12 protein-coding genes are annotated in these 13,814 nt (G+C 39.2%); 4 read left to right on the plus strand and 8 right to left on the minus strand.

Annotation, left to right across the window (positions count from 1 at the left end; genetic code table 11):
• Positions 1 to 65: 65 nt before the first annotated feature.
• The 6 genes from BK009_RS10310 to BK009_RS10335 all read right to left on the minus strand — a co-directional run bounded on the left by BK009_RS10310 (position 66) and on the right by BK009_RS10335 (position 7,065).
• Positions 66 to 1,265 carry a Coenzyme F420 hydrogenase/dehydrogenase, beta subunit C-terminal domain gene (locus tag BK009_RS10310; protein ID WP_100905105.1) on the minus strand — a complete coding sequence of 400 codons (1,200 nt, stop codon included), beginning with the start codon at positions 1,263 to 1,265 and terminating at the stop codon, positions 66 to 68.
• A 9-nt stretch (positions 1,266 to 1,274) separates the two neighbouring features.
• On the minus strand, positions 1,275 to 1,697 hold the full coding sequence (locus BK009_RS10315) for a hydrogenase iron-sulfur subunit (protein ID WP_100907282.1): 423 nt from the start codon (positions 1,695 to 1,697) through the stop codon (positions 1,275 to 1,277).
• Between the two features lie 366 nt (positions 1,698 to 2,063).
• Positions 2,064 to 3,260 (minus strand): Coenzyme F420 hydrogenase/dehydrogenase, beta subunit C-terminal domain, encoded by a 1,197-nt coding sequence (locus tag BK009_RS10320; protein WP_100905104.1) that lies wholly within the window; start codon positions 3,258 to 3,260, stop codon positions 2,064 to 2,066.
• Between the two features lie 5 nt (positions 3,261 to 3,265).
• Entirely contained in the window at positions 3,266 to 5,317 is a 2,052-nt protein-coding gene (gene fdhF / locus BK009_RS10325; protein ID WP_100905103.1) for a formate dehydrogenase subunit alpha, read from the minus strand.
• Between the two features lie 253 nt (positions 5,318 to 5,570).
• Positions 5,571 to 6,413 carry a formate/nitrite transporter family protein gene (locus BK009_RS10330; RefSeq protein WP_198517209.1) on the minus strand — a complete coding sequence of 281 codons (843 nt, stop codon included), beginning with the start codon at positions 6,411 to 6,413 and terminating at the stop codon, positions 5,571 to 5,573.
• A gap of 406 nt (positions 6,414 to 6,819) precedes the next feature.
• Positions 6,820 to 7,065 (minus strand): hypothetical protein, encoded by a 246-nt coding sequence (locus tag BK009_RS10335; protein WP_100909542.1) that lies wholly within the window; start codon positions 7,063 to 7,065, stop codon positions 6,820 to 6,822.
• A 651-nt stretch (positions 7,066 to 7,716) separates the two neighbouring features.
• Between BK009_RS10335 and BK009_RS10340 the strand changes: the two genes are divergently transcribed.
• From BK009_RS10340 to BK009_RS10355, 4 genes are all read left to right on the plus strand, one after another.
• Positions 7,717 to 8,112 carry a zinc ribbon domain-containing protein gene (locus BK009_RS10340; protein ID WP_100905100.1) on the plus strand — a complete coding sequence of 132 codons (396 nt, stop codon included), beginning with the start codon at positions 7,717 to 7,719 and terminating at the stop codon, positions 8,110 to 8,112.
• A 313-nt stretch (positions 8,113 to 8,425) separates the two neighbouring features.
• Positions 8,426 to 9,673 carry a M20 metallopeptidase family protein gene (locus tag BK009_RS10345; RefSeq protein ID WP_100905099.1) on the plus strand — a complete coding sequence of 416 codons (1,248 nt, stop codon included), beginning with the start codon at positions 8,426 to 8,428 and terminating at the stop codon, positions 9,671 to 9,673.
• Between the two features lie 279 nt (positions 9,674 to 9,952).
• Positions 9,953 to 10,453, plus strand: a complete 501-nt coding sequence (locus BK009_RS10350; protein WP_100905098.1) for a hypothetical protein — start codon at positions 9,953 to 9,955, stop codon at positions 10,451 to 10,453.
• An 85-nt stretch (positions 10,454 to 10,538) separates the two neighbouring features.
• Entirely contained in the window at positions 10,539 to 11,018 is a 480-nt protein-coding gene (locus BK009_RS10355) for a nucleoside deaminase (protein WP_100905097.1), read from the plus strand.
• 210 nt (positions 11,019 to 11,228) lie between these two features.
• On the opposite strand, the gene BK009_RS10360 is transcribed toward BK009_RS10355, so the two are convergent.
• Together BK009_RS10360 and BK009_RS12445 are read right to left on the minus strand one after the other, a co-directional pair.
• Complete coding sequence (locus tag BK009_RS10360) at positions 11,229 to 12,401, minus strand: hypothetical protein (RefSeq protein WP_100907948.1); 1,173 nt, start codon at positions 12,399 to 12,401, stop codon at positions 11,229 to 11,231.
• An 82-nt stretch (positions 12,402 to 12,483) separates the two neighbouring features.
• Positions 12,484 to 13,698, minus strand: a complete 1,215-nt coding sequence (locus BK009_RS12445) for a transposase (RefSeq protein ID WP_157809717.1) — start codon at positions 13,696 to 13,698, stop codon at positions 12,484 to 12,486.
• Positions 13,699 to 13,814: the final 116 nt, after the last annotated feature.

Consider the following 13,814-nt stretch of genomic DNA (forward strand, 5'->3'; position numbering starts at 1 on the left):
ATCACTTCAGGTATCCAAAGTTCTACAACTAATTAAATAAAAAAAATAGTAAGGGTGAGGTTATTTTATTCCTCACTAGGTTCTTTGTCTATCACAGAAAGAGGTGGTTTTTGTTCCACGTCGTATCCAGGGTGGTAGTCAAAGACATCCTGTAGTTCCACGTTAATCTTATGGAAGATCCTGGCCAGTGGTATTTCGGCAGGGCATACTTCTTCGCACTGTCCACAGTTGGTACAGGAATCCACCATATGCAACATTCTCACAAAGTGGAACATTGGTGATGGGGGAATTTCTCCTTTAGGCACCCAGTTAACAGATTCTGACTCAATGGAACATTCCTTACAGAAACAGATGGGGCATGCTTCTCTGCAACCGTAGCACTTGATACATTTGTCAAATTCATCCAGGTACTGGTCCAAGTTCATTAACTCGTCACTTTCTTCGAAGTTCCTGGACTGCCACTTGTTAGCCAGATTAACCATTGCTTTATCGATGTTGGCCCTTATCTCAATACCCTTTGGAACTGGGTCCTGTACTTTCAAGACGTTAGCTTTAATGGCTTTATCTAGGATTTCTGCACCTTTTTTGGAGAACACTTCCACGAATGTGGCTTTACCAGCTTGTGGTCCGATTACTCCCCAGTTACCCATGGCAAGGTCTGCCATTTTTGGTATGTTGGTTTCGCATCTTCGGCAGTTGGTTCTTCGTCCGTATCCCTGATCTTCCAGTTCATCTATGCTGATCTCTTTTTCAGTGTCATCGGCAGTTTCAATTACCAGGTTTCCTTTGGCGATTTCTTCCTTCACCACAGTGTCAGGGTCGAGTTCGTAGAATTTTTCGATCATTTCACGGGCCTGTACTGGGGGTAAGGTTCCTCCACAGTTAATACCAATCATCACCACATTATCCTGGCTGATCTGCTTCCTTTTCATAAGTTCCACAATGGTCATGGCGTCGCAGGGTTTGGTGGTGACTGCGATTTTCATGTCTTTGGCACCGTCGAGGTATGTATGGATTACTTTGGCCATGTTTAGTGTTCCGCAGTGGAGGGATCCTGCTGTTTCTATGACCTCTGCCGGGTCGGTTATTAGTGTGGGCACCGCATCGTAGAGATCAGCACCTTTTTTAACGGCGAGAACTGCGTCCACTATGCCTTCTTCAAGTAAAAACTTAAGAATGGATGTTACTGCGCCTCCACATTCCCCACTGGCTGCAATTTCTTCATCAGGGGATATAGCATAATACATGTCGTTTATTTGAACCATTTGATCACCCTACACTTCTGCCTTGTTTTTTCTCCAGGAGAAGGGACCAAGCTCTTTAACTTGTTCACTCACCATCTTCATTGCATTGGCGAATTTCTCACCTTCGGAAGCAGAGATCCAGTCAAGGTAGAATCTTCCTTCTTCAAGGCCCAAGGTCTTCATCACTGTTTTTAAAGCGGTTATACGCCGGTCACATGCGAAGTTTCCTCGGTCGTAGTGACAATCTCCAAAGTGGCATCCTGCAACCATTACTCCGTCAGCTCCTTCATCAAATGCCTTTAGAACAAAGAGGGGATTTATCCTACCGGAACACATAACTCTTATTATTCGCACGTTTGGGGGGTATTGCATCCTTGCTGTACCTGCAGTGTCTGCTCCACCATAGGAACACCAGTTACAACAAAAAACTATTATTTTAGGGGTCCATTCCATATGATTATCTCCTTTTTTCTTTTTGATAATATTTTTTCATAATCGCAAATTTTACCAAGTTTGCATAATGTTTCATTTTTTTCTCCATTAAATAATTAATAACAAACCACATCTTGCATTTTGCTGGGGGTGATGTTCTTCCTGACTCTAATTTTTTTTATTATATTTGATGATATATTTGAGCGACATATTAGGTCAGATTCAAGGATTATACAAATGTGGTTTGTTATATCTTGTAGCAATGCTTCAAGATCGTGATTTATGACCTATATTCTGGGTCTTTTTGAATGATTTGATCAGAGTGTTAATTTAAGGTTATAATATAAGGGAGGGGAATAATTCCCCACCTTCAATTTTTTTCTTGGTTTATTTTCCAGGAGCTGGGAAATAAGACAATGGTGGCATTTTTTCATCCATTCCTCTAGTGAAACCATAGGTTTCCTGCAGTTTGAGGTTGATTTCATGCCAAATTTTTGCCAGTGGTATTTCGGCAGGGCATACTTCTTCGCACTGCCCACAGTTGGTACAAGATTCCACCATGTGGATTAACCGTTCCATATGGAATAGTGGTGATGGTGGGAGTTCTTTGCTCAGCCAGTCTGGACCATTATTTGACTCTAGACAGCAGTTTTCACAGTAACAGATTGGACAGGATTCCCTGCAACCATAGCACTTGATACATTTGTCGAATTCGTCCATGTACTGGGCCATTGTGGCAAATATCTCGCCTCTAGTTTCGTCGAAATCTTTAGCTTGCCATTTACCTGCTAATTTTGCCATGATTTTGTCGATGTTGGCCCTTATTTCAACACCTTTTGGTATTGGTTCTTGGGTGTTGAGAGCTCCAGATTCTATGGCTTTGCCAAGAACATCGGCACCTTTTTCGGAAAATACTTCCACGAAGGTTGCTTTACCGGCCAGTGGTCCAATAACTCCCCAGTTACCCAGTGCGATATCAGCCATACTGGGTATGTTAATTTCACATCTCCGGCAATTGGTTCTTCGACCGTATCCAGCATCTTCCAGTTCGTCGATGCTTATTTCCTGTTCTTCATGGTCTTTAGTTTCGATGATCAGTTTTCCTTTGGCTATTTCTTCTTTAACCACTTCATCTGGGTCAGTTTCGTAGAATTTCTCGATCATCTGTCGGGCTTTAACTGGAGGCATGGTTCCTCCACAGTTAACCCCTACCATTAGCAGGTTGTCCCCGTCCACTTCTTCACGTTTGATTAATTCTACCAGGGTCATGGCGTCGCAGGGTTTGGTGGTTACTGCGATTTTCATGTCTTTGGCACCGTTTAGGTATTTCCCCACTACTTTGGCCATGTTTAGTGTTCCGCAGTGGAGGGATCCTGCTGTTTCTATGATTTCTTCAGGGTCGGTTATTAGTGTGGGCACAGCATCATATAGATCTGAACCTTTTTTAACTGCAAGGACTGCGTCTACTATGCCGTCTTCTAAAAGGAACTTTAATATGGTGGTTACTGCCCCACCACATTCTCCGCTGGCGGCAATTTCATCGTCTGAACCCCATGCATAATACATATCGCCTACTTGAACCATTGGGATCACTCCAGTTTTTCAATGCTTGCTGCGGAAACTTTCAGTTCAGGCATCTTGGCGAATGGGTCCAGTTCATCCCCGCTGGTGAGCATGTTTGCAGCACATTCAGCAAAGTGGAATGGTATGAATACAGTTCCCTGTATGATGTCTGAAGTGACTTTGGCTGGTACTTCGATTTCACCACGTCGAGTTTTAACTTTGACCATTTCCTTATTTTTAACGCCGAGTTTAGCTGCGTCTTCTGGGTTAATTTCAACGAAACCAGTTGGAACTTCACGGTCCAGTGTTTCTGATCTTCGGGTCATACTACCTGTGTGCCAGTGGAACAGCATACGTCCGGTGGTGAGTATGAATGGATACTCATCATCTGGGTTTTCAGCTGGTGGTTTGAACTCGATGGCTTTGAATACTCCTAGACCATCAGGGGTTGCGAATTTTTCTGCGTGGAGTATGGGAGTTCCAGGGTGTTCTTCGTCAGGGCAAGGCCAGTGTAGTGCTTCTGGTTTTTCCAGCCTTTCCTTGTTCATACCAGCATACTGGGGGGTGACATATCGTACTTCTTCAAAGATTTCATGTGCACTGTTGAATTTAAAGAGTTCAGAACCCATTCTGGTAGCAATGTCTGAAATTATCTCCCAGTCATCTCTTGTTTCACCTGGTCCGTCTACGGCTTTTCGGATGTACTGCACCCTTCTTTCGGTGCTGGTGAAGGTTCCGTCTTTTTCAGCCCATGAGAATGCGGGTAAAACCACATCAGCCAGGGCTGCGGTTTCAGTTAAAAAGATGTCCTGTACTACTAGGAAGTCCAGGTTGTTTAAAGCGGCTTCAACGTGTTGTAGGTCCGGGTCGGAAACCATGGGGTTTTCACCCATAATATACATGCCCTTAATATCACCATCATGAGCGGCGTGCATTATTTCCACGACAGTAAGACCTGGTGTACATGATAGGTCACCACATCCCCATGAGGTTTGCATTTTTTCTCCCAGTTCCTCGTTAATAACAGCCTGGTATCCAGGGTATACTACCGGGAGTGCTCCCATGTCACATGCTCCTTGCACGTTGTTTTGACCTCGCAGTGGGTTGACTCCAGTACCAGGTCGGCCAATGTTACCGGTGAGCATGGCTATGTTGGAAGTGGACATAACGTTTTCAGTACCAACAGTGTGTTGGGTTATACCCATTGAGAATAGTAAGGCAGCATTATCTGCTTTAGCGTACATGAGTGCTGCTTCTTTGATGAGATCAGCAGGAACTCCAGTAATTTTTTCAGCTTCTTCTGGAGGGTACTGTTTGACCATTTCTTTTAGTTCTTCGTAGCCAGTGGTACGGTTTTCAACAAACTCTTTGTCTTCCAGTCCTTCAGCAATAATCACATTCATCATGGAATTGAGTAATGCTACATCTGTACCGGATTGGAATGGTATGTACAAGTCAGCTTGCTTGGCAGATGGTGTGAATCTGGGGTCTGCCACCATGATTTTAGCACCATTTTCTTTAGCTTGTAATGCTCTTCTCCACATCAGTGGGTGTTGTTCCAGGGTGTTGGTTCCAATCAGGAACACCACATCCGCATGGGCACAGCTTTCCAGTGAGTTGGTCATTGCTCCGGATCCGAAGGTCTGGGCCAGTCCAGCCACTGAAGGACCGTGACATAATCGTGCACAGTGGTCCACGTTGTTGGTTCCAACTACAGTTCTCACAAATTTCTGGAACACGTAGTTATCTTCGTTTGTACATCTAGCTGAGGATAGGAAAGCCAGTTGCTCAGCATTTGCTTCTTTCATTTCGGTTAATTTAGATGCAACCAGATCAAGTGCTTCATCCCAGGTTGCTTCCACAAATTCTCCACCTTTTTTAATTAAAGGAGTGGTTAACCTGTCTTCTCGGTGGACAAACTCGTATGAAAAGTTACCCTTTGGACATAATTTTCCTTCATTCACTGGGTTTCTTTTCCATGGTTCCACACCTTTCAGTTTGCCATCGACACTTACTAGGTTAAATCCACATCCGCATCCGCAGTAGGGACATGTGGTTGGTGTGTATTGGATATTCATTTTCTTCCTCCTCTCATCATAAGTATGATGTAATAATTCTTCCTTCCTTTAAAATCCATGAATATTCATGATAATTTTTTTTGAATCAAACTTTTCCAGTGATATTACGCTGGAGAATGATGTTTTGCTATATGATCATTCATGATAGACTTTGGGATTTGGACACCCTTCCTTTTTTTTTAAAAAATAAAAAATAAAAATGGAAAGGGATCTACAAATACCTAATTATGGCAATGTAAATTACTTTCCCGGATTAAGCTTCTGCTTTTTTGGTTCCACGTAGGTAAGTGAACCAGTAGATACATCCCACAAATATTGCTCCACCAATGATGTTACCGAGAGTAGCTGGTATCATGTTGTTGATGAACATCTGTGACCAGGTTACTCCGCCAATGAATATTCCTACAGGTATAAAGAACATATTTGCGACTACGTGCTCGAATCCGATGGTTACGAAAGCCATTATTGGGAACCAGATTCCGAATACTTTGCCAACAATATCATCTGAGGCAATGGCCAGGTAAACTGCTAGACATACTAACCAGTTACATCCAATTGCTCTCCAGAACACTGTCATCCAGTCTAAAGATGTGACAGTTTTACCTGCTGCTACAAACTTTGCTCCACCGAGTGCTTTGGTTTTTGCAATGGTAACTGCGGTTCCTGCCCAAGGGTCTGCGGTTAGAATACCGGTGAGGTATGCTAGGACATAAGCAACAAATATTGAACCGATTAGGTTAAATATCCAGCTTCCTACCCAGTTTCGGATAAGACCCATAATACTTGCTTCTCCCTGAAGCACTCCCATAGGCATGTACATACAATTACCAGTAAACAGCTCAGAACCGGCTATAACGACCAGCATTAGCCCTACTGGGAACACGCCACCAAAGACGAATTTTACTAATCCTACAGGATAACCAGCAGCAGCCATACCTCCAGTAGCAACTTCTGCCAGAAGTCCTCCAAATGCAATGTAGGCCCCAGCTAAAAAGCTTAAAACAAGTAAATTACTCAGAGGGGCTTTTTCTTTTAGCGCTGCGATACCAACACATGCTTTGGCGGTATCTGCAGGTGATTTAAACGACGATGCCATATATATAGACCTCCTTTTAATCGACTATCAATTCGAATATATTCATGAATTATCATGTAGAGATGATCAATCTATCATGATTTTTCACTAGTTTTGATTCATTTTTTTCCCTAAAATGGGATTTACAACTATTTTTGAGTTAGTAACTCAAAATCCTACATGAATATTCATGATGTATTCATAAGAATGGTCTTATTATATCCTAATATAAACTTTTGTTAACGAAACAATTTCGAAAGACTTATATCCGTTATGTATATTTTTGCATATCAATAATAAAAAAGTAGAATTTTTAAGGGGGTTAAAAAGAAATCTAACAATAATTATATCTACAAAATTTAATTTAAAACTAAAATTGATATTAAAGACGTTAAAAAAATAAAATAGTTTAGAAGAAACAATTTAATTACTTTTTCCCTCTTATTTGTTCTTCTATTTCTTTTTGAATCTCTGCTTGAACTTTTCCCCTTATCTGTTCTTCTATTTCCTTAGAGATTTCAGCGTGAACTTTTCCCCTTATTTGTTCTTCTATTTCTTTTTGAATTTCTACATCAGGTTTTCCTTTTATTTGTTCTTCTATTTCCTTTTCAATTTCAGCTTGAACTTTTCCTCTAATTTGTTCTTGTAGTTCCTTTTCAAGTTCTTTAGACATTTGACCACCTGACCCTATTTGGGATTTTTTTTATTATTAACCTTAATTAATTATAAAATTACATTAAAAATATATAAAGATTTTTATTTCTTTTTTTCCCAATAAAACGGCCATTTTTTTCCTTAATTAAAAAATAATCCAATATTAATCAATTCGGTAAACTATGAAAATCATTTTTCATAATGAAAAATGCATGTAGAATTATGTAGGTTCTATTTTTTTCCTGGTGGCGTTATAGTCCATATAAAATTTAAATATTGGATATTTCCCATATTTCCCTATTATTTGGTTTTATAATGAATTTGAAGAATTTTTAAAGTTTAACTCATTGGTTAATTCATTATGGGTGATAATGGGGAGGAGTTCACAAGTAGTAGCTACGAATTGATAATGGGATATTCATTGTTTTTCAACCTTAGTAAATTTTATAAGTCCCCATTCTATAACAGCATAACAATCTAGGATAAGTTACCGCAAACTAAAGTGATTGCAATAACTAGAAAATTAAATATATTGTTAATATATCTGAATTAATTAAATCAGATAACAGATTAGCTTTGAAAAGGGAATCGATTAAATAACGTTGTTTAATCAACTTTATATTAATTTAAATTCATAATTAAATGGTTAAATTGAGATTTAGGTGATATCTTGGTATCTACAATAATTTGTCCACGCTGCAAAACTAAAAACAAAAAAACAGCCGAAATCTGTTCCAACTGTAAAAATCCTTTAAAAACCAATAAAAAACCTGATAAAAAGAATTTTTTAATTTTTAACCCTGAATCTCGGTTTGATTTTAAAATTATCCTAATTGGAATTTTTTTATTTGTCATATGTAACGTATTATTATTGAACGTAGTTTATGACTATGCAATGCTGGTTTCTGGATTCGCCATAATGTTATTTTTATATATTCTCTTCAAATACTATTCTTCCCAGGATGATTCTGCAAGTATGAAGAAAATTGGATATAAAGTAATTCTATACTACCTAATCATCGTGTTTGTTGGCGCTGTAATCCTACTTACCTTTAATTTATTCTAATTAAAACCTTAACCAATTGTTTAATGGGAGTAAAATTAGATAAGGATTAATGGTGGATTTCACCTCAAATTCAATATTTTTTTATTTTTAAATCTGGATTGCTACCATATGTATGGATTTTTGGTCTATGTGGTGGGCACGCGGTTTATACCCTTACTTTCAGTATCAGTGGAGGGAAAGACATTGGTGAAAATGATCTTTTTGTAAACGGGTTATACTCCCACCTTGTGGAATAGTAAATTAATAGGTAATTCTAAAAATATTATTATGATTGAATTTTTAAAGTTCTTCATTTGACTTAAAGGTGATTTTAATGAATCATGAAGCTTTCTATGAGTGTATCGATAAACTGGTCGCTGAATTTACAGCTCCTCAAATCCAGATTTTCCGTTGGCTACACCAACATCCTGAACTAGCCTACCAGGAGTATGAAACCAGCCAGTATATTCAAAAACACCTGGAAAATCTCCCTAATTTGGAAGTCCAATCCCATATTGCCAAGACCGGTATAAAAGCAGTTTTAAAGGGGGAAAAACCGGGCCCTACTGTAGCCATCCGGGCGGACATCGACGCCCTCCCTGTAAAGGAAGAAACCGGTCTTGAATACGCATCTAATGTGAAAACGGATTATAATGGTCAGGAAACATCTGTGTCCCATGTATGTGGGCATGATGCCAGTACTGCAGCGGCCATAGGCACGGCTACAGTTTTAAGCCAGCTTCAATCAGAATTACCCGGCACTGTGGTTTTCCTTTTCCAACCTGCTGAAGAAGGTGCTCCAACAGGGGTTGATGGTGGAGCTATGCGCATGGTGCAGGAAGGAGTACTGAAGGATCCTGAAGTCCATGCCATATTCGGATTTCATGCTAACAATACGTGTTTCCCGGGCCAAGTCATGATCAGGGAGGGACCCACTCACGCCAGTCAAGACAGCATCTTCATACGTATATGGGGAGAACAGGCCCATGGATCCCAGCCATGGAGTGGCAAAGACCCTATTGTTGCTGGAGCATCACTTATAAATTCCCTGCAAACCCTCATCAGCCGAGAAGTGGACTTACAGAAGGGGGCGGCAGTTATCACTGTGGGATACTTCTGGGGAGGAATCAAGGTGAACATAATCCCTGAAGGTGCTGAAATGGGGCTCACTGTCCGTTCACTTGATGAAAGTAACCGTGAAATTTTAATAACCCGTATCAAAGAGTTAGCTGAACTTAAAGCAGAAATGCATGGTTGTCAGGCAGAGGTAATATATGGTCAGCACTACCCCCTGAATGTTAACAACATCGATCTTTATGATGCAATGCTTCCCACTGTGGAAAGAGTTGCCCAAGCAAAGAATGTCCTTTATTATCTTGCATCAACAAAATCAGAAGATTTCTCCTATTTTTCCCAAGAAATCCCTGGTTTATACATGTATTATGGTGCAGCCTTGTGTGATCGTCCACTATCTGAGTCAAAACCCAATCATCACCCTGAGTTTAGGGTGGATGAGAAAGCTCTGAAGTTTGCCACTCGCCTGGAGTGTAATTTAATTTACGATTGTCTGAGAAAAATTTAAAGATATTATTCAATAAAATTCAATTTTTAAGATAATATTTAATTTTAAGATAATATTTAATTTTTTTACGGGAATTTTTAAGGGGTCAATGTGATATCTTTAAATATTGGGAATATTTTTCTATTTAAGTCTCTTCAAATTGTATTTTTTTTAATATTGTTGTGTTTTAGATATTGCAATCGTATTTAGCAACAAATTCGGAAGGATACTTCCAAGGTGCTTAATATAAATCTGATTAATTGCATAATTAATTATTATAATATCTATGTAGGTGGTTGAATGAAAAGATTGATCTACATTTTGGCAGTTGTTTTATTAGTGGTAATGGCCTCTGGTTGTACCAGTGATGAGTGGGCGTCGAACAAGACATACTCCGGCAATGGGGTAACTTTCAGTTATCCCGGGACATGGAGCGAGAATGCAACAAAAACAGTGAGCACCCCTTCGGGTTCCAACAATATTGCAGCAGTTGGAAGTAACGATGAAGGTTTTGCTATTGGAAGTATATCTGCATCTGGACTGGACACTGCAAGCATTCAGAGTGTACAAAATCAGCTGGTTCAGGAATATCAGACAAAAGGATATGGTGCCAGTAAATCCGTCACTGTGGATGGAGCTACTGCTTCCATGATCACATCAACAAGCAAAGACTCTTCTGGTTACTATACTACCATCGCGTTCTGGGTCAAAAATAATAGTCTTTATTATGCTGCTTATGTATCCGATACTAACAGCACCCAAAACATGGAAAGAATACTCGGTAGCCTGAAAACAACCTAAAATATGCACTAAAGCTTTAGAAGCATTTAGCTGCATATTTTTTTTCTTTTTTATTATTATCCTCATTCTTACTGGGGTGCATTTCATGGAATTTAAAACAGAATCTGATGATAATTATTTTATGAATCAGGCAATCATTGAAGCCAAAAAAAGCCTCAAAGAGGGGGGAATTCCCATAGGGGCTGTGTTGGTGGCCGAGGGTAAAATTTTAGGAAGTGGACACAACCGTCTGCTGCAAAATAATTCAGTTATTCTTCATGGTGAAATGGATTGCATTGAAAGTGCAGGGCGTATTAGGGGGGCTGATTATCAGAAATCAACTTTATACACCACTTTATCTCCATGTACCATGTGTTCTGGTGCCATAATGTTATACAAAATACATAGGGTGGTTATTGGTGAAAACACTACCTTAATTGGTCCTGAAAACTTGTTAAGAGAAAATGGGGTGGAAGTTGAAATCATGGGGATGGGGGAATGCCGTGAACTTCTGGAACAGTACATTGAAGAAAATCCCAATGTATGGGGAGCAGAATTGGAAAGAGTGGGCTTTTCTACGGATTAAAACATCAGAAACTATAATGAATATGGATTAATTAGGATAAAACCCATGTGCCTGTATTTAAATATCATAGATATCAAGAAATGGATGGTTATAAAATTAGGAACTGGTCAAGATTAGGTCAAAAAGACTTGGAATTTAGGTCAAAAAGACTTGGAATAAAATCCCAAGTGAGATTTAGAAAAGTTATTAGAAATAATATCCCAAGTGAATTTACCTTTTATTGAAATCTTCCACAGAATGTGATAATGATCCATCTTTGAGGGTTATGGGCAGCGTTACTGAAAGAGATCCATTACCAAAACCATGACAAATCATGGTATGCCTCCCGGGTCCTCCGGCAACCATTAAAAGCACATCAGATGGGGAACGGGTTATATGGACATCCCCTCCTATTATCCATTCATCATCCAGTTTTCGACCACCACGATCACCTAAACTGGCAGGTAACACTGAGTTTTCATGAATATAATTTTTAACATCCACTTTTTCCCAGCCATCTGTGTGGATGGTTTTTGCGTGCTCAGGGCTCATGATCACCAGAAGTTCACCGGGTACGTGGCTATTGTTACAACCAGCAGTGGCTGCAGTGTGAACGATGGTGTCCAATAGGTCCTCAGCTTTTTGACTGCGATGATCATTAACATTATGGGGAGCTTCAGCAGCCATCACCGTGACGGTACTGGCCTCTTTTCTGCAGCCCATCTCTACTTGAAAAGGTTCCCATGGGCTTTCATCTTCATTTTCGGTGAAACAGTAACTATACTTAGCTGGAGAACCATGGGTGGCATGATCACCAATCCCGGGAACTGCCCCCGCAATGTTGATGAGACACAAGCGAAGAGAACGGCCAATAGTGGCACTGGCCATGTTACAGGGCCCTAAACATCCTGCACCTGAATTTAAACCTAATTCGTTTGATAATGGTCCGTTGATGATAGTGCAGATTGATATGGGGTGGGTGGTAGCGTTGACCCCTGCCAAGTTGAATTTATCCTGGTAAATGGCTTTGATGACATGTTCCATCACCGGCTGAAATCTGGGTTGGCAACCAGCCATCACCGAGTTAATGGCAATTTTTTCCGAGGTGGCCTGACCCATTTTTGGGGGTAAGACCGCTAGAACATCCCCTGGATCGTATTCACTGTAGTTTAGTAAACGATCTACCCTTTCTCTGGTGGGGGGGATAATGGGAAGGCCATCAGTCAGGCGTCGCTGGTAAAAATCAACACTGATCTTCTCTGGATCAGGGTCAATAAAGAATTCCATATCTGATTCACTGGCACTGCAGAGACGATCTCTCGTATCATCCTTTTTTTCCAGGATATCGTCAATTAAACAGCCACAGGCATTATTACTGATGGCTGGAGTGTTTTTTTTAGCCATATGATCATTTAACATTTTCAAGTACTTTAAACAGATAACTATTAAATCTATTTAAGCATTCTAATTATTTGGGACTGTAAAGTTATTGGGTGTTGATATTTTTTCCATGTTTAGCTGTCCATTTTTTCATTTTTTGGTTTAGGTAGCTGAGTATTCCTTTTATTGTTTTGTAAATTTTCTTTATTTGGTTGGGGTCTGTTTGTCTGTAGTAATTTTCTACTTTGTTGGATGTTCGTTGTATGAATGGGCTTCTCATGAAGTGTGTGAGTCTTTGAAAGTTTGGAAGTATCTTTTTAGTGAGGTATCGTTGTAAAACTTTTGGAATATCTTTGAATTTGTCCAGTAGTGTTTCTAGTCTGTTTATTGATGTTTCTTCGTTGTATGTGCGGAATATGTTTTTTATGTCGGTGAAATAAAGGCATAATGTTATTTTTTCACGTTTGGAGACATTTTTGGACTTTAATATTTTGTGTACACTGTTTCCTATCATTTTAAATAGGTGAAATATGCATAATTGGTGTTTCACACCAATTTTGTCCATTATTCTTTTGTATCTTCGGAAATGATCGGTTGTAATTGCTATCAGTGGTTGATTTTTTGTGGATTCTTCAATAAATCTTTTTATGGTTTCTGTAGTTCTTTTAGGAGCTATTTCTTCTGCTATTGGTATGTTGAGTATGGTGTCGTATAATGTTAAACGGTAGTGTCTTTTACCGTTAAGTCGAATATACTGCTCATCATACGCGTAGTAACCTGAATAAAGTGTTATTGTGTTGGTTATTCGTTTTTCAACTTCTATGGTTTGCCATTTTTTAATGGTTGTGTGTGATGGTGAGTTTCCAAAGAACGTTTGAAAGTCTTCCCCCAATTTACGCAGCGAACGATAGCCTGTTTGAATCAAAGACTCTAATTTATCACTGTAAATATTAACGTATCTGTGATGAGGTTTTATAACTGAATCTAAGCTTGTTGTGAACTTTTTACTGCAACTTTTACATTTATATCGTCGCAAATAAATTTTTTGAGGTCCTGAATCAGCCAATATGGGGTTTCTTTCATGATATTCCTGTTTAATCACATGATTTGAATTACAATTAGGACAAATTGGGTTTAAATATTCGAAATGATTGTTTGAAAGTAAATTCAGGTTTTTATTCACGTTTCGAGTGATTTCAGACCTTTGAAATCTTCGTGTTAAAACTTCATCAAATTTTGGTTTTTCCACAACAAAATCGAAAAGATTAAGTTGCATGGACGCAATACTAGAACTGAGAGTAGTTATAATTTCATTAGGCATGTTATTATATCTATTCTCACTTTATACTTAATTTTAACGGTTTATAACTGGAATTTGATTTAAATCTGAAGTTTTTTAAATTTTTGTGAAATTTGCTTCAACACCCAAAAACTTTA

Origin of the sequence: Methanobacterium subterraneum, from assembly GCF_002813695.1 — an archaeon.
In the GTDB taxonomy this organism is placed as follows: Archaea; Methanobacteriota; Methanobacteria; order Methanobacteriales; family Methanobacteriaceae; genus Methanobacterium; species Methanobacterium subterraneum.